We start from the raw sequence: 19,882 nt of genomic DNA, 5'->3' as shown, positions 1-19,882 counted from the left end.
AACATGGCGAAGAAAGTCATTAAAGTTGTCAAATTGCAAATTCCAGCAGGTAAAGCGAATCCTGCACCGCCGGTAGGTCCAGCATTGGGTCAAGCGGGTGTTAACATCATGGCGTTCTGTAAAGAGTTCAACGCGAAAACAGCTGATCAAGCAGGTCTTATTATTCCTGTTGAGATTTCTGTATTCGAAGATCGTTCCTTTACGTTCATCTTGAAAACTCCACCAGCTGCAGTATTGTTGAAAGTAGCTACTAAAGTGGAAAAAGGTTCTGGCGAGCCTAACAAGAAGAAAGTTGCGACTGTAAAGCGTAACGTTGTTCGTGAAATCGCTGAGCAAAAAATGGCTGACCTTAACGCAGCGTCCGTAGAAGCGGCTATGCGTATGGTTGAAGGTACAGCTCGTAGCATGGGTATTGTTGTAGAAGACTAATCCGTCTTCGTACGCACATGTGGGAGGTTTATCCGTTATTACCACAAAGGAGGAAATATCATGGCAAAGCACGGTAAGAAATACCTTGAAGCTGCTAAGTTGATTGATAAAGATGCAATCTACGAACCAGCTGAAGCCATTGAATTGGTGAAAAAAGCAGCGACTGCTAAATTCGACGAGACTGTTGAAGCTGCAGTTCGTTTGGGTGTAGACCCTCGTAAACAAGACCAAGCTGTTCGTGGTGTAGTTGTATTGCCACACGGTACTGGTAAAACTAAACGCGTTCTCGTATTTGCAAAAGGCGAGAAAGCTAAAGAAGCAGAAGCAGCTGGTGCTGATTTTGTTGGAGATCAAGATCTTATCAACAAAATTCAACAAGGTTGGTTCGAATTCGATGTCTGCGTAGCAACACCAGACATGATGAGTGAAGTTGGTAAATTGGGTCGTATCCTTGGTGGTAAAGGCCTAATGCCAAACCCTAAAGCTGGTACGGTTACTTTCGATGTTACTAAAGCTGTTCAAGAGATCAAAGCTGGTAAAATCGAATACCGTCTAGACAAAGCAGGTCAAATTCACGCACCTATCGGTAAAGTATCTTTCAGCGCTGAACAGTTGAACGAGAACTTGAAAGCTCTAATCGATGCTCTTAACCGTGCTAAGCCAGCAGCGGCTAAAGGTGTTTACATGAAGAACATCGCGGTTTCTTCCACGATGGGTCCTGCAGCACGCGTAAACACAACTTCTTATCGTTAAGATAAACTATTGGTAATTAACGCTAAAGGTTGACATAAATCGACTGGACGTGTTAGTCTAATAGAGTTGTTGTTGACAACGTGTTGAATTAAATTTGAATAAACGTACCGTAGACAGTAGGTGCCGTGAGGCTTAATTTCCTACCGAGGTGTTCGAATAGAATGAGTGCGAAGGCTGGGCGTAGCCCGCCTGCCATTCGCTTCGTATGCCTCTGTAGAACACTGCAGAGGCTTTTCTTATGCTAATGCATAAAGAACTCATCGAATACATGCGGTCATTAATCTTGTAGGAGGTGGATCGAGTGGCAAACGCAAAAGTAATCGCAGCGAAACAAGAATCCGTTCAAGTAATCGCTGAGAAATTGCGTGGCAGCGCAACTACGGTTGTAGCGGACTACCGCGGATTGAGCGTAGCTCAGGTAACTGAACTTCGTAAACAATTGCGTGAAGCAGGCGTTGAATTCCAAGTATTGAAAAATACATTGGTTCGTCGTGCGACAGCGGAAGCTGAATTGTCTGAGTTGGACCAAGTTCTAACAGGACCTACAGCGATCGCGTTCAGCCGTGAAGACGCAATTGCTCCTGCGAAAATCTTGCATGATTTCGCAAAGAAAAACGATGCTCTTGAAATTAAGGGTGGTATCGTAGAAGGTCGCGTCGTAGACGTAGCACAAATTCAAGCATTGGCAACATTGCCATCCCGCGATGGTTTGCTGTCCATGTTGCTCAGCGTGCTTCAAGCACCTGTTCGCAACTTCGCATTGGCAGTCAAAGCAGTTGCAGAGAAGCAAGAAGCCGAAGCGTAAGAGACTTATTCGTCAAGAATGTGTCCTAAACTTATAAAAGAACTAAATGGAGGTTATCCTAATGAGCAAAGAGCAAATCTTGGAAGCCATTAAAGGCATGTCCGTATTGGAATTGAACGATCTTGTTAAAGCAATCGAAGAAGAATTCGGTGTAACAGCTGCTGCTCCAGTAGCAGTTATGGCTGGTGGCGCTGGTGAAGCTGCTGCAGAGCAAACTGAATTCGACGTAATTTTGACTAGCGCTGGCGCTGGCAAAATCAACGTAATCAAAGTGGTTCGCGAAATCACTGGTCTTGGCTTGAAAGAAGCTAAAGAGCTAGTTGACAACGCTCCAAAAGCTTTGAAAGAAAAAGTAAGCAAAGAAGAAGCAGAAGCAGTTAAAGCTAAGCTTGAAGAAGCAGGCGCATCTGTAGAAGTTAAGTAATAGCTACTTCCTTGATACGAACCCCTTGAACTTGGCTTCAAGGGGTTCGTTGTCTAGGATACGATGGATGACATTACTATGTCTTTGACGCATCCTAGGCAAGAGAGGAAAGGAAGATAGGGGGTGCCGTAGATGGCTCACTATTACAGTAAGGAACAGCAAGTTGTGCATAATAGACGTGAATTGACATTTGATTTACGTGGGATTTCATTGCGCTTATGGTCGGATGCTGGTGTATTTTCAAAAGGTAGTGTCGATTATGGTAGTAGAGTGTTAATTGAGCATATGGAAATTCCGGTGAAAAGTCAGGTGCTGGATGTAGGTTGTGGCTACGGGCCGATTGGCTTGGTAGCGGCAAAACTGAATCCAAGTGGGCATGTGACGATGGTAGATGTTAATACTCGTGCCCTTGCTTTGGCACAAGAAAATGCCGGTTTGAATGGTGTATCAAATGTAACGATTCATGAGAGTGATGGATTGAACGCGCTAGTAGGCAAGAAATACGACGTTATATTAACAAATCCACCAATTCGTGCGGGTAAGGACGTTGTGCATCGTATTTTTGAGCAATCCTATCATCAGCTGAATGGAAGTGGTAGCCTGTGGATCGTTATTCAGAAGAAGCAGGGTGCGCCATCGGCAGTTGAGAAGCTTAAAGACTTATTTGGCGAAGATAGTGTAGAGGAAGTAGCAAAAGATAAAGGTTATCGAATTTATCGTGCGATCAAATCCTAATTGGCAATATCTTCACTGGAGTATAGCGTATATTAATAACCACTTTTAATTGACTTGATATTTGTGGTGTGTTATTATTATAGAATGTCAGTATTAGAATGGTCTTCATGTCTTTAAATTACTGAAATGTCAAGCTTTTTTATGAAAAGCATGCATACATTTTCGTGAAGTAACGTATAATGTTTACATTTTGGGCAAATCTATCGAATATGAAGAACCTATGACAACACCGAAACGACGGAATGGGGAAACGGCGTCCATTGCAAATATGCGTTATCAGCGTTTTTGTTATGAGCGTATGTTTTCTTTTTGTGTTTGTTTCTTACTTAGGTGTTTTAGAGTCTCTTTCGTGGACTTTATTATAAAGGATATCGAAAAGGATTCGCAATCCAATTTTTTTGAGTAGACATGAGGGGTGAGTATAAGTTGGCAGGACATCTTGTTCAATATGGACGACGCACTCGACGTAGTTATGCGCGCATCGAAGAAGTTCTCGAGGTTCCGAACTTGATTGAAATCCAACAGAAATCGTACCAATGGTTTTTGGATGAAGGATTGCGAGAGATGTTCCAAGACATATCTCCGATTCAGGATTTCACAGGTAATCTAGTTCTGGAATTTATCGATTACAGCTTAGGTGAGCCAAAGTACTCGGTCGATGAATCTAAAGAACGCGATGTAACATATGCGGCACCGCTTCGTGTAAAGGTGCGTCTTCTTAATAAAGAAACCGGTGAAGTAAAAGAGCAGGAAGTATTTATGGGAGATTTCCCGCTCATGACAGAAACCGGAACGTTCATCATCAATGGTGCGGAACGTGTAATTGTCAGCCAGTTAGTTCGCTCCCCTAGTGTCTATTTTAGCACAAAAATCGACAAAAACGGGAAAAAGAACTATACAGCTACAGTGATTCCGAACCGTGGTGCATGGCTTGAGTTGGAGACTGATGCGAAAGATATTATCTATGTTCGTATTGATCGCACGCGTAAAATCCCAGTAACGGTACTTCTTCGTGCATTGGGCTTCGGAACTGACGAACAAATTTTAGATTTGCTCGGGCATGATGAATATATTCGCAACACTCTTGATAAAGACAATACAGATTCTACTGAAAAAGCGCTTATCGAAATTTATGAGCGCCTTCGTCCAGGTGAGCCGCCGACATTGGATAACGCAAGGAGCTTGCTTATCGCTCGTTTCTTCGATCCAAAGCGCTATGACTTGGCGAACGTAGGTCGTTACAAAATTAATAAAAAGCTTCACATCAAAAACCGTCTCTTCAATCAGCGTCTAGCTGAGACATTGGTTGATCCGGATACGGGTGAGATTGTTGCAGAAGCAGGTCAAATGATTGACCGTCGTTTGTTAGATGAAATATTGCCACGCTTGGAAAGCAACATTGGCTTCAAGATTCATCATGTAGCCGGTGGAGTACACGAAGCGGACGATATTCCATTGCAAACGATTAACGTATATTCACCGATTGACGACAGCAAAACCGTGAAGTTGATTGCAAATGGGATTATCGATAAGTCTGTTAAGAACATTACTCCAGCAGATATTATCTCATCTATCAACTACTTCATTAACTTGCTGCACGGCATCGGAAGCACGGACGATATCGACCACTTAGGTAACCGTCGTTTGCGCTCTGTTGGTGAATTGCTTCAGAACCAATTCCGTATCGGTCTTAGCCGTATGGAACGTGTTGTTCGTGAGCGTATGTCCATTCAAGATGCGAATGTGATTACGCCACAGGCGCTCATCAACATTCGTCCGGTTATTGCTTCGATTAAAGAGTTCTTCGGTAGCTCTCAGTTGTCGCAGTTTATGGATCAGACGAATCCGTTGGCTGAGCTGACGCATAAGCGTCGTCTCTCTGCGTTAGGACCTGGCGGTTTGACGCGTGAGCGCGCGGGCTTCGAAGTCCGAGACGTTCACCCATCTCACTATGGTCGTATGTGTCCAATCGAGACACCAGAGGGTCCGAACATCGGTTTGATCAACTCCTTGTCCACATTCGCTCGTGTGAACGAATATGGCTTCATCGAAGCACCATATCGTTGGGTTGATCCTAAGACAGGTCAAGTAACCGATCATATCGATTACATGACAGCGGATGAAGAAGATAATTATGTTGTCGCACAGGCGAATGCTCCTCTTAATGAAGATGGAACTTTCCGTGATGATGCAACAATCGTTCGTTACAACAAGCAATCGGATAACATCCTTACAATGCCGACGGAGCGCGTCGACTATATGGATGTATCACCTAAACAGGTAGTATCCGTTGCAACAGCGCTTATTCCGTTCTTGGAGAACGATGACTCTAACCGTGCGCTCATGGGATCAAACATGCAGCGGCAAGCGGTGCCATTGCTAATTCCGCAGGCTCCGTTTGTTGGTACGGGAATGGAACATAAGTCGGCTAAAGATTCCGGCGTATGTATCGTGTCTAAGATTAATGGTGTTGTTGAGCGTGTAAGTGCGAACGAAATTCAAGTTCGTGAGATTCAAATGGTAGATGGCCGCGAAGTTCGCGGAGATCTCGTTAAGCATAAATTGCAGAAGTTCATGCGTTCTAACCAAGGAACTTGTATCAACCAGCGTCCGCTTGCTAAACGCGGCGAAAACGTCAAAGTTGGCGATATTCTGGCTGACGGTCCTTCCACGGAGATGGGTGAATTGGCACTCGGCCGCAACGTTGTCGTTGCGTTCATGACGTGGGAAGGTTACAACTATGAGGATGCGATTCTTCTCTCTGAGAAACTTGTGAAAGAAGACGTGTATACGTCTATTCACATCGAAGAGTACGAGTCTGAAGCTCGTGATACGAAGCTTGGACCAGAAGAAATTACTCGTGACATCCCGAACGTCGGTGAAGAGGCTCTTAAAAATCTAGACGAACGCGGTATTATCCGTGTTGGTGCGGAGATTAAAGCAGGCGATATTCTCGTTGGTAAAGTTACACCTAAGGGTGTTACTGAGTTGACGGCTGAAGAGCGTTTGCTCCATGCAATCTTCGGTGAGAAAGCACGTGAAGTTCGTGATACTTCCTTGCGTGTGCCTCATGGTACTGACGGTATCGTTGTTGATGTCAAAGTGTTCACACGTGAGAATGGTGATGAATTGCCACCAGGCGTGAACCAACTTGTGCGTGCATATATTGCACAGAAACGTAAAATCTCTGAGGGAGATAAGATGGCGGGACGTCACGGTAACAAGGGTGTCATCGCTCGTATCTTGCCTGAAGAGGATATGCCATTCTTGCCAGACGGCACGCCAGTTCAAGTTGTATTGAATCCACTAGGCGTTCCTTCCCGTATGAATATCGGTCAAGTACTTGAGGTTCACTTGGGTATGGCAGCACGTTACTTGGGTATGCATACTGCTTCACCGGTATTCGACGGTGCAACGGAGTATGACGTATTCGACACAATGGAAGAAGCAGGTATGCAACGCAACGGTAAAACCGTATTGTACGATGGACGTACGGGTGAACGCTTCGAGCGTGAAGTTACTGTCGGCGTTATGTACATGATTAAGCTGGCGCACATGGTTGACGATAAAATCCATGCGCGTTCTACAGGTCCTTACTCTCTTGTTACGCAGCAGCCGCTGGGTGGTAAAGCTCAGTTCGGTGGACAGCGCTTTGGTGAGATGGAGGTTTGGGCACTTGAAGCTTACGGTGCTGCATACACGTTGCAAGAAATTCTTACTGTCAAGTCCGATGACGTTGTTGGCCGTGTGAAAACGTACGAGTCTATCGTCAAAGGTGAGAACGTGCCAGAACCAGGTGTTCCAGAATCCTTCAAGGTATTGATCAAGGAGCTCCAAAGCTTGGGTATGGACGTTAAGATTCTGACAGAGAATGAAGAAGAAATTGAAATGCGTGAACTCGATGAGGATGATGAAGGTCCTCAAGACAAGCTGAACCTTGGTTTGGATGACGACTACGCAGCTGAATAAAATAGAACTAGCAGGACGATAGCAGGCAGCATTAGCTGCCTACTATCGTTACATGGTGTATAACCGTCTGTTCTAGGGAATTTGTTGTTCTTAGGGAGACATTTGCTCGAAGATAGAACGAAGTTCACTAGGCCGTCTAACAGTAGACGGTGATCTCAAGTACAGATTAAGGAGGGTCGCTCCTAGATGGACGTCAACAATTTTGAATTTATGAAGATTGGGCTTGCCTCTCCCGAAAAGATCCGTTCGTGGTCTCGCGGTGAAGTAAAGAAGCCGGAGACAATCAACTATCGTACGCTCAAGCCGGAAAAAGAAGGTTTGTTCTGCGAAAAAATCTTCGGACCGACGAAAGACTGGGAATGTCATTGCGGTAAATACAAGCGTGTTCGTTACAAAGGTGTTGTCTGTGATCGATGCGGTGTTGAAGTAACGCGTCAAAAAGTACGTCGTGAGCGTATGGGTCACATTGAATTGGCAGCTCCAGTATCTCACATTTGGTATTTCAAAGGTATTCCAAGCCGTATGGGCTTGGCACTTGATATGTCACCACGTTCACTCGAAGAGATTATTTACTTCGCATCTTACGTGGTCACGGATCCAGGTGATACACCTCTTGAGAAGAAACAGTTGCTCTCTGAAAAGGAATATCGAAGCTACCGTGAGAAATACGGCCCTGCATTCCAAGCAGGCATGGGTGCTGAAGCAGTTAAGAAATTGCTTCAAGACCTTGATCTCGATAAAGATCTTGAAACGTTGAAAGAAGATCTTCGTACGGCACAAGGCCAACGCCGTAACCGTGCAATTAAGCGTTTGGAAGTCATCGAAGCATTCCGTAACTCTGGCAACTTCCCAGATTGGATGATTCTCGATGTATTGCCAGTTATCCCACCTGAGCTTCGTCCAATGGTACAGTTGGATGGCGGTCGCTTTGCGACTTCTGACTTGAATGACTTGTACCGTCGTGTTATTAACCGTAATAACCGTTTGAAGCGTCTTCTGGACTTGGGTGCGCCGGATATTATCGTTCAAAATGAGAAGCGCATGCTTCAAGAAGCTGTTGACGCGCTCATTGACAACGGTCGTCGTGGTCGTCCTGTTACAGGACCGGGTAATCGTCCATTGAAATCCCTCAGCCACATGCTGAAAGGTAAGCAAGGACGTTTCCGTCAGAACTTGCTAGGTAAACGTGTTGACTACTCCGGACGTTCGGTTATCGTAGTAGGGCCGAGCTTGAAGATGTATCAGTGCGGTTTGCCGAAAGAGATGGCACTTGAATTGTTCAAGCCGTTTGTTATGAAAGAACTTGTTAACAAAGGTTTGGCTCACAATATTAAGAGTGCGAAGCGCAAAGTTGAACGTGTTAGCCCAGAAGTATGGGACGTTCTCGAACAAGTAATCCGTGAACATCCAGTTCTTCTTAACCGTGCACCTACGCTTCACAGACTCGGTATCCAGGCATTCGAACCAATTTTGGTTGAAGGCCGTGCGATAAAGCTTCATCCACTCGTATGTACAGCTTATAACGCTGACTTCGATGGTGACCAGATGGCGGTTCACGTTCCGTTGTCCGCAGAAGCTCAAGCAGAAGCTCGTTTGCTAATGCTAGCTTCCGGCAATATCTTGAACCCAAAAGACGGTAAGCCGGTTGTTACACCATCTCAGGATATGGTCCTCGGATCCTTCTACTTGACGATGGATAACAAAGAAGCTAAAGGTACAGGAATGATCTTGTCTAACATGAACGAAGCTGTTTCCGCTTATCAGCGTGATGTTGCCTCTTTACATGCTCGTGTAATCATTCCAGTTAAAGCACTTGGTAAGACGTGCTTTACAGAGAAACAACAAGATGCTCTTCTCGTTACAACGGTAGGGCGTATTATATTCAATGAGATCTTCCCAGCTGATTTCCCTTACATCAATGAGCCGTCAAAGCAAAACTTGTTCGAGGGAACACCAGAACACTACTTTATTTACGATAAAGGCGCGAACTATCGTGAGTATATCAAAAATATTCCAGAGACTGGTGCAGTAGGTAAAGATTATTTGGGTCAGATCATTGCACGTTGCTTTGAGACGTTCCATACAACTAAAACAGCTGTTATCTTGGATCAAATCAAGCAGCTCGGCTTCACGTACTCGACTCGTGCGGGTATTTCTATTGCGGTGTCTGACGTTATTGTACCGCAAGAGAAGATCGAGGTATTGAAAGAATCTGATGACAAAGTTAAGGTTATTACGAATCAATATCGTCGTGGTCTTATCACGAATGAAGAGCGTTATGACCGAGTTATTGAAGTTTGGTCGAAATCAAAAGATGTCATTACTGATATCTTGATGAAATCGATGGAACGCTATAACTCCATCATGCTCATGGTTGATTCCAAAGCCCGTGGTAACAAATCGCAGATTACTCAGCTAGGCGGTATGCGTGGTCTCATGGCCAACCCGTCTGGTCGTATCATCGAGTTGCCAATCAAATCGAACTTCCGTGAAGGCCTAACAGTCTTGGAGTACTTTATCTCCACGCACGGTGCGCGTAAAGGTCTTGCCGATACAGCACTTCGTACAGCGGATTCCGGTTACCTTACACGTCGTCTCGTTGACGTAGCACAAGACGTTATCGTACGCGAAGATGATTGTGGTACAGATAAAGGCTTCCTTGTTGCGGATATTTCTGACGGCAAAGAAGTTATCGAAGGTTTGTATGACCGTGTTGAAGGTCGTTACTCCTTTGAAACGATTCGTCATCCAGAAACAGGTTCAATTATCGTTAACCGTAACGAATTAATTGATTCTGACAAAGCGGATGCAATCGTTAAAGCTGGTGTCAAGAAACTACAAATTCGTTCCGTTCTTAGCTGCCGTGCACGTCATGGTGTGTGTAAGAAGTGTTACGGCCGTAACTTGGCAACAGGTAAATTCGTTGAGATCGGGGAAGCAGTCGGTATCATCGCTGCGCAATCGATCGGTGAGCCAGGAACACAGCTTACAATGCGTACGTTCCACACCGGTGGTGTTGCGGGTGACGATATTACACAAGGTTTACCGCGTATCCAAGAGTTGTTCGAGGCGCGTAATCCGAAAGGTCAAGCGACCATCTCTGAGCTTGACGGCGTAATCAAAGAAATCCGTGAAACAAAAGATCGTCGTGAGGTTGAAGTACAAGGTGAAGCTGAGACAAAAGTCTATGCAGCTAGCTACGGATCCCGTATCCGTGTACATGAGGGTCAGACGATTGAGGCGGGCGACGAGATTACAGAAGGTTCTATTGACCCTAAAGAAATGCTTCGCATTAAGGGTATTCGTGGCGTTCAGAACTATATCCTTCAGGAAGTTCAGCGCGTATACCGAAACCAGGGTGTAGAAATCAACGACAAGCACGTTGAAGTTATGATCAAGCAGATGCTTCGTAAGATCCGTATCATCGATGCTGGAGACACTACGCTTCTTCCAGGCGCATTCGTAGACATTTATGAATACGAAACGGCTAACAAAGAAGCGATCTTGGCTGGCAAAGAGCCGGCTGTCGCTAAGCCAGTATTGCTCGGTATTACAAAAGCGTCTCTTGAGACAGATTCCTTCTTGTCCGCAGCATCCTTCCAAGAGACGACACGTGTCTTGACTGATGCAGCGATTAAGGGCAAAGTGGACCAATTGCTTGGTCTGAAGGAGAACGTTATTATTGGTAAGTTGATTCCTGCAGGTACAGGTATGAACCGTTACCGCAGTGTTAAAGTAATCAACCCACTTGAAGAAACGAATGAAGAGGCATTGGACTCTGAAGAAGTAGTTAGCGTAGCTGACTAATTCAGAGCAGAGGGATTTGCTGATTTGTATAGCTTAATATAATAGCCGTTAGGGGGTTGCGCTTGCAGCTACACCTAACGGTTTTTATATGGATATGGATAACAAACAAATTGTTGCTAGATATAATGGCAAACGTTTGTTATTGAAAATTTCGGACAAGATGGTATAGTAGTAAAGGTCGAGAAAAGATGCTTAATGGGATTAGCAGCTAGTGTTTATCGTAAAGCTAGTGATAATATTTTTATCAAAAATGATCTTGACATGATATAACTCAAGTGATAATATATCGAAGTGTGCCCAAGAGGTTAACCTGTTACTTTCGGAGGAACATGATTCATGTCTAATGATAAGAGTCTACAGGACACAAACATCAAGATTGGGACGAAACAGACTACTAAAGTGGTAGAGCAAGGAAAAGCCATTGAAGTTTATGTTGCTTTAGATGCCGACAAGAAATTAATTTCTAAGATAACATCACTTTGTTTCAAGCGTAATGTAAAGGTAACGGAAGTTACTACGATGCAAGAGCTTGGCAAACTGTTTGGTATCGAAGTCGGAGCTGCTATGGCAGCTATCGTCAAACCAGAATAGGTAACCCAATGTTTTTGTGAAGGATGACGGAATGTATTGAAGTTTCCGGAAGCAAAAACTTTTCATTTGCCCATTTATGAACCGCCTGGATCTGTGGGCTTAGGTAAGCCAGGCAACACAGTTGATTCTATAATGAGGGGGTGGCAATCATGCCAACTATTAACCAACTAGTCCGTAAGGGCCGTCAAGCAAAAGTAACTAAGTCCAAATCCCCAGCTTTGCAAAAAGGTTTCAATGCCTTGAAGCGTACGGAGACAGACTTGAGCGCACCTCAAAAACGTGGTGTTTGTACTCGTGTAGGTACTATGACGCCTAAAAAACCGAACTCCGCACTTCGTAAATATGCGCGTGTTCGTTTGACTAACCGTGTAGAGGTTACTGCTTACATCGGAGGTATTGGTCACAACTTGCAAGAGCACAGTGTCGTGCTTGTACGCGGTGGCCGTGTAAAAGACCTTCCGGGTGTACGTTACCACATCGTTCGCGGTGCTTTGGATACTGCAGGTGTAAACAACCGTATGCAAGCTCGTTCCAAATATGGTACGAAGCGTCCTAAGAAAAAAGCATAATGAAAAAAGCTCATGAACATAATTCATGATCTTATTGAGAAAGGGGGATACACATGCCACGCAAAGGTCCAGTTACTAAACGTGACGTGTTGCCGGATCCGGTATACAACAGCAAGTTGGTTACTCGTTTGATCAACCGTATTATGATCGACGGTAAACGCGGTGTTGCTCAAACAATCTTGTATGATGCATTCAAACTTATCCAAGAACGTACAGGCAATGACCCTATGGAAGTATTTGAAGCAGCAATCAAAAATATCATGCCAGTTCTTGAAGTTAAAGCTCGCCGTGTAGGTGGTGCTAACTATCAAGTACCTATCGAAGTTAAGCCTGAGCGCCGTACTTCTTTGGGATTGCGCTGGTTGGTTAACTACTCGCGTAACCGCGGTGAAAAAACAATGCAAGAGCGTTTGGCAGCAGAGATTATCGATGCTTCCAACAACACTGGTGCATCTGTTAAGAAGCGCGAAGATACGCACAAAATGGCAGAAGCGAACAAAGCATTTGCTCACTACCGCTGGTAGGATTCTAATGCGGGTTCGTTTCTCCGAACTCTTATTTTGAAGGGAGACTCCCAACAATGGCTAGACAGTTCTCCTTGCAGAATACGCGTAACATCGGAATCATGGCTCACATCGATGCCGGTAAAACAACAACTACGGAGCGTATTTTGTTCTACACAGGCCGTACTCACAAAATCGGTGAGGTGCACGAAGGTGCAGCAACAATGGACTGGATGGAACAAGAACAAGAGCGTGGTATCACGATCACTTCCGCTGCTACAACAGCAGCATGGAGAGGTCATCGTGTTAACATTATCGATACTCCGGGTCACGTTGACTTTACGGTAGAGGTTGAGCGTTCCCTTCGCGTATTGGACGGAGCAGTAGGCGTATTCTCTGCTAAAGAAGGCGTTGAGCCTCAATCCGAGACAGTATGGCGTCAAGCTGATAAATACAGCGTACCTCGTATTGCTTATGTAAACAAAATGGACATCATTGGCGCTGACTTCCTCAACGTTATTGAAACCATGAAAGATCGTTTGCAAGCGAATGCTGTAGCTATTCAGTTGCCAATCGGAGCAGAGAACGACTTCAAAGGTATCATCGATTTGATTGAGCAAAAAGCTCATATCTTCAAAGATGACCTTGGTCGCGATGTTGATATTATTGACGTTCCAGAAGAGTTCAAAGCGAAAGTTGAAGAACTTCGTATGGAACTTATTGAGAAGGTTGCAGAGCTTGACGAAGAATTGATGATGAAATACCTCGAAGGTGAAGAGCTTACGATTGAAGAAATCAAAGCTGGTCTCCGTAAAGGTGTAGTAAACGTTCAAATCTTCCCTGTTATCTGTGGTTCTTCTTACAAAAATAAAGGTGTTCAACTTATGTTGGACGCAGTTATTGACTACTTGCCAGCTCCAATTGATGTACCTGACATTAAAGGTACATTGGAAGATGGCGAAGAAGCTATCCGTAAATCTTCTGACTCAGAGCCGTTCTCGGCACTTGCGTTTAAGATTATGACGGATCCTTACGTTGGTAAGTTGACGTTCTTCCGCGTATACTCTGGTGTATTGAACTCCGGATCTTACGTATTGAACGCAACAAAAGGCAAACGCGAGCGTATCGGCCGTATCCTTCAAATGCACGCTAACAGCCGTGAAGAAATCGATGTAGTTTACTCCGGTGACATCGCAGCTGCAGTAGGTTTGAAAGATACAGGTACAGGCGATACACTGTGTGATGAGAAGAATCCAATTATTTTGGAATCTATGAACTTCCCTGATCCAGTTATCGAGATCGCGGTTGAGCCTAAGACTAAGGCTGACCAAGATAAGTTGGGTGTAGCACTCGGTAAATTGACTGAGGAAGATCCAACACTTCGTGCTCACACAGACGAAGAAACTGGACAAACGATTCTTGCGGGTATGGGTGAGCTTCACTTGGAGATCATCATTGACCGTATGCGTCGTGAGTTCAAAGTTGAGACGAACGTAGGTAACCCACAGGTTGCTTATCGTGAAACGTTCAAATCTTCTGCTAAAGTTGAAGGTAAGTTCGTTCGCCAATCTGGTGGACGTGGACAATTCGGTCACGTATGGATCGAATTCGAACCTCAAGAGCCAGGTGCAGGATTTGAGTTCGTCAACAAAATCGTCGGTGGTGTCGTTCCTCGTGAATACATCGCTCCGGTTCAAGCTGGTATCGAAGAATCGATGAAGAACGGCGTATTGGCTGGCTTCCCGATGGTAGATATCAAAGCTACAATCTTCGATGGTTCTTACCATGACGTTGACTCCTCCGAGATGGCGTTTAAGATTGCAGGTTCCATGGCGCTTAAAGCTGCTAAGGAAAAATGTAATCCTATCTTGCTAGAGCCAATCATGAAGGTTGAAGTTACAGTTCCGGAAGAGTACATGGGCGACGTTATGGGTATGTTGAACTCCCGTCGTGGTCGTATCGAAGGTATGGATTCTCGTGCAGGTGCACAAGTAATCCGTGCTAAGGTACCTCTCGCTGAGATGTTTGGTTACTCCACAACTCTTCGTTCCGGTACACAAGGACGCGGCGTGTTCGCAATGGAACTTTCTCACTATGAAGAAGTACCACGCAACATCGCTGAACAAATCGTTTCCAAAGTTAAAGGTCAATAATCTAACGATTATTTCTTAACTAACTTATATTCATGGATTGTCTGTAAGTGAGAACTTGCAGACAACCATCACACTATATTATTCCATCTACTTAAGGAGGAATTGTTCAAATGGCAAAGGCAAAATTTGAGCGTAATAAGCCACACGTTAACATCGGTACTATCGGTCACGTTGACCACGGTAAAACAACTTTGACTGCTGCAATCACAACTGTATTGTCCAAAACTTACGGTGGTGCTGCTGTAGCATTCGATCAAATCGACAAAGCTCCAGAAGAGCGCGAGCGCGGTATCACAATTTCTACTGCACACGTTGAGTACGAAACTGATACTCGTCACTACGCACACGTAGACTGCCCAGGTCACGCTGACTACGTTAAAAACATGATTACTGGTGCTGCACAAATGGACGGCGCGATCTTGGTTGTATCTGCAGCTGACGGTCCAATGCCACAAACTCGTGAGCACATCTTGCTTTCTCGTCAAGTAGGCGTTCCTTACATCGTTGTATTCTTGAACAAATGCGACATGGTTGAAGACGAAGAGTTGCTTGAATTGGTTGAAATGGAAGTTCGTGACTTGCTTTCCGAGTACGATTTCCCAGGCGACGACACGCCAATCATCCGTGGTTCCGCTCGTGAAGCTCTTCAAGCTCCTGATGGTGAGTGGGCTCAAAAGATCGTTGAATTGTTCAAACAAATCGACACTTATATCCCACAACCAGAGCGCGACACTGACAAGCCTTTCTTGATGCCTGTTGAGGACGTATTCTCTATCACTGGCCGTGGTACTGTTGCTACAGGTCGTGTAGAGCGTGGTACGATCAAAGTCGGCGACGAGATCGAAATCGTTGGTATCCAAGAAGAAACTCGCAAATCCGTTGTTACGGGCGTTGAAATGTTCCGTAAATTGCTTGACTCCGCTCAAGCAGGTGACAACGTTGGCGCATTGCTTCGTGGTGTAGACCGCAACAACATCGAGCGTGGTCAAGTATTGGTTAAGCCAGGTACTGTTAAGCCGCACACTGTGTTCTCTGCACAAGTGTACGTATTGACTAAAGAAGAGGGTGGCCGTCATAAGCCGTTCTTCACTGGCTACCGTCCACAGTTCTACTTCCGTACAACTGACGTAACTGGTGTAATCGACCTTCCAGAAGGTACTGAAATGGTTATGCCTGGTGACAACATCACAGTTACTGTAAACCTTATCAATCCAATCGCGATTGAAGAAGGTACACGTTTCGCTATTCGCGAAGGTGGCCGTACAGTAGGTGCAGGTGCAGTTGCTACAATCATCAAGTAATATCGCTTAGCGATATGATAAAGCCCTTCTCCTTCGGGAGAGGGGCTTTTTGTTATAAGTAACTATGTTGCTATGTAAATAACATAATATAAATAATTTCATTAATACTTGAAGAATGTATATCCGAATGACTATGTACATGATTATAATGAAAGGGATGTAATAAAACTCCTTAATCACAAAAGATTTCTACGGGGGAGGGTGAAATGATTGTTTAAACGGTGGGGATATAATAAAGAGAAAGAGAATAAACATGTTGCTCGTAATGACATGAATGCTAAATGGGACTTTAATCAGGAGCAAGCAGATCAACTAGGTAGTATACAATTTTCTGAAAATCATAAGATATGGTCTCAATTAAAAATGATTCAACTTACTGAAAAAGATCTCGGCATGCTGCACATGGCGCAACCATTTCTTTTGCCTTGGTTAGATGAAATTAGTGAAGCCTTTTATGAATCTGTTTTACAGGTAGGGTCACTAAAGGAAATGATTAATCAGCATAGTAGTGTTGAAAAATTGCAAATCACATTGCGCAAGCACATTGAGGAAATGTTCGATGGCTTTATTAATGAAGCATATGTAGAGAAGCGCATGCGCATTGCTTCGATTCATTATCGAATAGGTTTGGAACCAAAATGGTATATGGGAGCATTTCAAAAAGTACAAGCAGTTGTGTTTGAACGATTGATGATGCATGCTGCTAATCCGCAATTGGCTATAGAAGTTGTACATAGTTTCAATAAAGTGTTGAACCTCGAACAGCAGCTCGTACTTGAATTTTTTGAAAAGAAAAGACAAGAAGCAGAGAAAGAGCATCTTCGCCAAAAGGATGAACTTCATTTACAAATTAGTAAACTAAGTGAACAATTAGCCTCGTTATCGGTTCGTACAAATGATGCAATTCAAGAAATGGTGTCATATGGAATTGAACTGAACAACTCTACCCAACAAACCGCAAATTCATCAATAGCAACACAACGAAATGCTGAAGAAGGAAAAATGTTTATGGATCAATTGAATCATAGTATTCAACAGATTGATATCGATATGCAGCAGGTTGAACAGCATATGAGTGCGCTGAAAATGACGACCGAACATATTGCATCGATTGCCCAGTCCATTATAGGGATTGCTGACCATACACATCTATTATCATTGAATGCTTCAATTGAAGCAGCACATGCGGGGGAACGAGGAGCAGGTTTCTCAGTTGTAACTAAGGAAGTAAACAAACTTGCTGTTAGTACAAAGCAAACCGTGAACAATATTGAAAATCTTATCGTTAATTCAAGTGAAGTGACAAAAGCAGTAGTAGAAGTAATTTCGGCCGTGCAGAATAATGCAGGTCAAGTAAGAATAAATGCAGAGCTTACAATGGAGAAATTCTCGAACATAGTTAGTGAAATTTCTGAAAGCGCTTCACAACTTAATGTCATTAGCAATAATATTCAAAGCCTGTCAGATGCAATTCAAAGTATTAGTGAATCCACTGAACAAGTTGCTTCATCAGCTGAACAGCTTAATCGTATTAGTTCCCTATAAATAATTTGAGTGATCTAATAGTCTACAAAGCTAGTAAATCAGTGGTGGAATAGATTTCCGTAGAAAATTCAATTGCTTCATTATATAATGGACAACAGCAGAAGACGAATAGTTCCCGACAGATGCAGGATATCAGAACGTACAGACCTTATTACAGAAGGAATTGTTTCGTAATGAATTGAAATAAAAGCTTGCAATTGTCGGGACTATTATATATAATAGTGAATGTTGTTCGTCGACGTTGCGATGATGTGAGAGGTTACCGACACACCCGGCCCCTTTGCCATGGGGAGTGTGAAGGAAAATTTTCGCGGAGTATGTCCGATGCAAAATTGGGCGATTAAAGGAGGGAATACAATGGCAAAGCAAAAAATTCGTATCCGCTTAAAAGCATACGACCACAGAATTCTTGATCAATCCGCTGAGAAGATCGTTGAAACAGCGAAACGTTCCGGTGCAGGAGTGTCCGGTCCAATTCCGTTGCCAACGGAGAAGCAAATCATCACGGTTCTTCGTGCGGTGCACAAGTACAAGGATTCTCGCGAGCAATTCGAAATGCGCACTCATAAGCGCCTTATCGATATCGTGAGTCCAACGCCGCAAACGGTTGATGCGCTTATGCGACTAGACCTACCGTCCGGTGTAGATATCGAAATCAAGCTGTAATATCAGCTTAAAATGAACGGATCATGGAAACGAAAAGAGGTGTCAACATGAAAGGTATCTTAGGAAAAAAACTCGGCATGACTCAAGTCTTTACCCCAGAAGGTAACGTATTGCCAGTTACAGTTATCGAAGCTGGTCCTTGCGTCGTTCTTCAGAAGAAAGACGTTGAGAATGACGGCTACGAAGCAATCCAAGTCGGCTTTGCTGACAAAAAGGAAAAGCGTTCTAACAAGCCTGAACAAGGTCACGCTAAAAAAGCAAACACAACACCTAAGCGCTACATTAAGGAATACCGCGGTATCGATCTTTCTCAATACGAAGTTGGCCAAGAATTGAAGGCTGATCTCTTCGCAGAAGGTGAGTTCGTTGACGTAACAGGTATTTCTAAAGGTAAAGGCTTCACCGGCACAATCAAGCGCTGGGGACAAAGCCGCGGACCAATGTCTCACGGTTCCCGTTACCATCGTGGCCCTGGTTCCATGGGTTCCATTCAAGCGAACCGCGTACCTAAAGGTAAACACCTTCCAGGTCACATGGGAGCAGAAACAGTTACAATTCAAAATCTTGAGGTTGTTAAAGTGGATGCGGAACGTAACGTTATCCTCGTTAAAGGCTCCATTCCTGGTGCTAAAAACAGCTTCATTAACATTAAATCTGCAATTAAAAAGTAATTGGTGAGGAAAGGAGGAGCTCAGAATGCCTAAAGTAGCAGTATTCAACATCTCCGGTGCTCAAGTTGGCGAGATTGAACTTGCTGACAGCGTATTCGGAATTGAACCAAACAAACATGTGCTTCATGATGCTGTTGTGATGCAACTTGCATCCATGCGTCAAGGAACACACAAAGTTAAAGGCCGTTCCGAGGTTCGCGGCGGTGGCCGTAAGCCATGGAAACAAAAAGGTACTGGTCGTGCGCGTCAAGGTTCTATTCGTGCGCCGCAATGGAAAGGCGGCGGTGTCGTTTTCGGACCAACACCACGCAGCTATGCATACAAGCTTCCTAAAAAAGTTCGCCGTTTGGCGATCAAATCCGCACTTTCTTCCAAAGTGTTGGAAAATCAAATTATCGTTCTAGACGAGTTGGCATTCAATGCGCCGAAAACGAAAGAATTCCAAGCGTTGCTTAACAACTTGAAAGTGGATCGCAAAGCGCTAGTTGTGCTTCCTGAGTACAACGACAACGTTGCATTGTCCGCTCGTAACATCCCATCCGTTAAATTGGTAGCTGCTGACGGAGTAAACGTTTATGACGTTCTTCGCCATCAAAAGCTTATCCTTACTAAGGATGCGGTTTCGAAGGTACAGGAGGTGTTCGCGTAATGAAAAACCCTCGTGATATTATCAAACGCCCAATCATCACTGAGCGTACAGCTGAAATGATGGACGATTTGAAATATGTCTTTGAAGTTGATATCCGTGCTAACAAAACGGAAATCAAAGCTGCAATCGAGCAAATCTTCAAAGTTAAAGTAGCAGGTGTGAACACGTTGCGTGTTCCAGCTAAACCTAAGCGCTACGGTCGTTACAACGGTTACACTTCCGAATGGAAGAAAGCTTTCGTAACATTGACTGCAGACAGCAAGCCGCTTGAGTTCTTTGAGACGGTATAAATATACAATCCTTAAAGTTAGG

Annotated in this window: 17 protein-coding genes and 1 other annotated feature; all 17 genes read left to right on the top strand. The window is 44.2% G+C overall.

Going from position 1 to position 19,882, the window contains the following annotated elements:
• Positions 1-3: 3 nt before the first annotated feature.
• A complete protein-coding gene (gene rplK, locus IFO66_RS20300; RefSeq protein ID WP_144995569.1) occupies positions 4-429 on the top strand; it encodes a 50S ribosomal protein L11 in 426 nt (141 codons plus the stop codon).
• Between the two features lie 60 nt (positions 430-489).
• The gene (gene rplA, locus IFO66_RS20295) at positions 490-1,182 is read left to right on the top strand and encodes a 50S ribosomal protein L1 (protein ID WP_144995567.1); all 693 of its coding nucleotides are present in this window, start codon (positions 490-492) and stop codon (positions 1,180-1,182) included.
• Positions 1,183-1,271: 89 nt separating this feature from the next.
• Positions 1,272-1,428: a sequence feature (ribosomal protein L10 leader region), on the top strand.
• 55 nt (positions 1,429-1,483) lie between these two features.
• The gene (gene rplJ / locus IFO66_RS20290; protein ID WP_192026882.1) at positions 1,484-1,987 is read left to right on the top strand and encodes a 50S ribosomal protein L10; all 504 of its coding nucleotides are present in this window, start codon (positions 1,484-1,486) and stop codon (positions 1,985-1,987) included.
• Positions 1,988-2,048: 61 nt separating this feature from the next.
• Positions 2,049-2,411 carry a 50S ribosomal protein L7/L12 gene (gene rplL / locus IFO66_RS20285; RefSeq protein WP_192026881.1) on the top strand — a complete coding sequence of 121 codons (363 nt, stop codon included), beginning with the start codon at positions 2,049-2,051 and terminating at the stop codon, positions 2,409-2,411.
• Between the two features lie 132 nt (positions 2,412-2,543).
• Positions 2,544-3,146: a class I SAM-dependent methyltransferase gene (locus tag IFO66_RS20280; RefSeq protein WP_192026880.1), complete on the top strand. Its 603-nt coding sequence runs from the start codon at positions 2,544-2,546 to the stop codon at positions 3,144-3,146.
• A gap of 426 nt (positions 3,147-3,572) precedes the next feature.
• On the top strand, positions 3,573-7,115 hold the full coding sequence (gene rpoB, locus IFO66_RS20275) for a DNA-directed RNA polymerase subunit beta (RefSeq protein WP_192026879.1): 3,543 nt from the start codon (positions 3,573-3,575) through the stop codon (positions 7,113-7,115).
• Between the two features lie 186 nt (positions 7,116-7,301).
• Entirely contained in the window at positions 7,302-10,922 is a 3,621-nt protein-coding gene (gene rpoC / locus IFO66_RS20270) for a DNA-directed RNA polymerase subunit beta' (RefSeq protein WP_192026878.1), read from the top strand.
• Between the two features lie 336 nt (positions 10,923-11,258).
• A complete protein-coding gene (locus IFO66_RS20265) occupies positions 11,259-11,513 on the top strand; it encodes a ribosomal L7Ae/L30e/S12e/Gadd45 family protein (protein WP_192026877.1) in 255 nt (84 codons plus the stop codon).
• Between the two features lie 149 nt (positions 11,514-11,662).
• Complete coding sequence (gene rpsL, locus IFO66_RS20260; protein WP_028595122.1) at positions 11,663-12,082, top strand: 30S ribosomal protein S12; 420 nt, start codon at positions 11,663-11,665, stop codon at positions 12,080-12,082.
• Between the two features lie 53 nt (positions 12,083-12,135).
• Positions 12,136-12,606: a 30S ribosomal protein S7 gene (gene rpsG / locus IFO66_RS20255; RefSeq protein ID WP_028595123.1), complete on the top strand. Its 471-nt coding sequence runs from the start codon at positions 12,136-12,138 to the stop codon at positions 12,604-12,606.
• A gap of 56 nt (positions 12,607-12,662) precedes the next feature.
• The gene (gene fusA, locus IFO66_RS20250; protein ID WP_192026876.1) at positions 12,663-14,738 is read left to right on the top strand and encodes an elongation factor G; all 2,076 of its coding nucleotides are present in this window, start codon (positions 12,663-12,665) and stop codon (positions 14,736-14,738) included.
• A gap of 110 nt (positions 14,739-14,848) precedes the next feature.
• Entirely contained in the window at positions 14,849-16,039 is a 1,191-nt protein-coding gene (gene tuf / locus IFO66_RS20245; RefSeq protein ID WP_192026875.1) for an elongation factor Tu, read from the top strand.
• Positions 16,040-16,249: 210 nt separating this feature from the next.
• Positions 16,250-17,584, top strand: a complete 1,335-nt coding sequence (locus IFO66_RS20240; protein WP_192026874.1) for a globin-coupled sensor protein — start codon at positions 16,250-16,252, stop codon at positions 17,582-17,584.
• Between the two features lie 357 nt (positions 17,585-17,941).
• Complete coding sequence (gene rpsJ / locus IFO66_RS20235; RefSeq protein WP_028595127.1) at positions 17,942-18,250, top strand: 30S ribosomal protein S10; 309 nt, start codon at positions 17,942-17,944, stop codon at positions 18,248-18,250.
• 47 nt (positions 18,251-18,297) lie between these two features.
• Entirely contained in the window at positions 18,298-18,921 is a 624-nt protein-coding gene (gene rplC, locus IFO66_RS20230; protein WP_028595128.1) for a 50S ribosomal protein L3, read from the top strand.
• Between the two features lie 25 nt (positions 18,922-18,946).
• Positions 18,947-19,570: a 50S ribosomal protein L4 gene (rplD, locus tag IFO66_RS20225; RefSeq protein ID WP_028595129.1), complete on the top strand. Its 624-nt coding sequence runs from the start codon at positions 18,947-18,949 to the stop codon at positions 19,568-19,570.
• Positions 19,570-19,860 carry a 50S ribosomal protein L23 gene (rplW, locus tag IFO66_RS20220; RefSeq protein ID WP_028595130.1) on the top strand — a complete coding sequence of 97 codons (291 nt, stop codon included), beginning with the start codon at positions 19,570-19,572 and terminating at the stop codon, positions 19,858-19,860. Before rplD ends, rplW begins: the two co-directional genes overlap by 1 nt.
• Positions 19,861-19,882 lie beyond the last annotated feature (22 nt).

Source organism: Paenibacillus arenosi, from assembly GCF_014841135.1.
GTDB lineage: Bacteria > Bacillota > Bacilli > Paenibacillales > Paenibacillaceae > Paenibacillus_B > Paenibacillus_B arenosi.
Note: the sequence above shows the minus strand (reverse complement) of the source record. Positions and strands in the feature narration are given on the sequence as shown.

Excerpts from the sequence above, each read along its gene's own strand:
- rplK (WP_144995569.1), top strand. The coding sequence starts at position 4 with ATGGCGAAGAAAGTCATTAAAGTTGTCAAATTGCAAATTCCAGCAGGT.
- rplA (WP_144995567.1), top strand. The coding sequence starts at position 490 with ATGGCAAAGCACGGTAAGAAATACCTTGAAGCTGCTAAGTTGATTGAT.
- rplL (WP_192026881.1), top strand. The coding sequence starts at position 2,049 with ATGAGCAAAGAGCAAATCTTGGAAGCCATTAAAGGCATGTCCGTATTG.
- IFO66_RS20280 (WP_192026880.1), top strand. The coding sequence starts at position 2,544 with ATGGCTCACTATTACAGTAAGGAACAGCAAGTTGTGCATAATAGACGT.
- rpoC (WP_192026878.1), top strand. The coding sequence starts at position 7,302 with ATGGACGTCAACAATTTTGAATTTATGAAGATTGGGCTTGCCTCTCCC.
- IFO66_RS20265 (WP_192026877.1), top strand. The coding sequence starts at position 11,259 with ATGTCTAATGATAAGAGTCTACAGGACACAAACATCAAGATTGGGACG.
- rpsL (WP_028595122.1), top strand. The coding sequence starts at position 11,663 with ATGCCAACTATTAACCAACTAGTCCGTAAGGGCCGTCAAGCAAAAGTA.
- rpsG (WP_028595123.1), top strand. The coding sequence starts at position 12,136 with ATGCCACGCAAAGGTCCAGTTACTAAACGTGACGTGTTGCCGGATCCG.
- fusA (WP_192026876.1), top strand. The coding sequence starts at position 12,663 with ATGGCTAGACAGTTCTCCTTGCAGAATACGCGTAACATCGGAATCATG.
- tuf (WP_192026875.1), top strand. The coding sequence starts at position 14,849 with ATGGCAAAGGCAAAATTTGAGCGTAATAAGCCACACGTTAACATCGGT.
- rpsJ (WP_028595127.1), top strand. The coding sequence starts at position 17,942 with ATGGCAAAGCAAAAAATTCGTATCCGCTTAAAAGCATACGACCACAGA.
- rplC (WP_028595128.1), top strand. The coding sequence starts at position 18,298 with ATGAAAGGTATCTTAGGAAAAAAACTCGGCATGACTCAAGTCTTTACC.
- rplD (WP_028595129.1), top strand. The coding sequence starts at position 18,947 with ATGCCTAAAGTAGCAGTATTCAACATCTCCGGTGCTCAAGTTGGCGAG.
- rplW (WP_028595130.1), top strand. The coding sequence starts at position 19,570 with ATGAAAAACCCTCGTGATATTATCAAACGCCCAATCATCACTGAGCGT.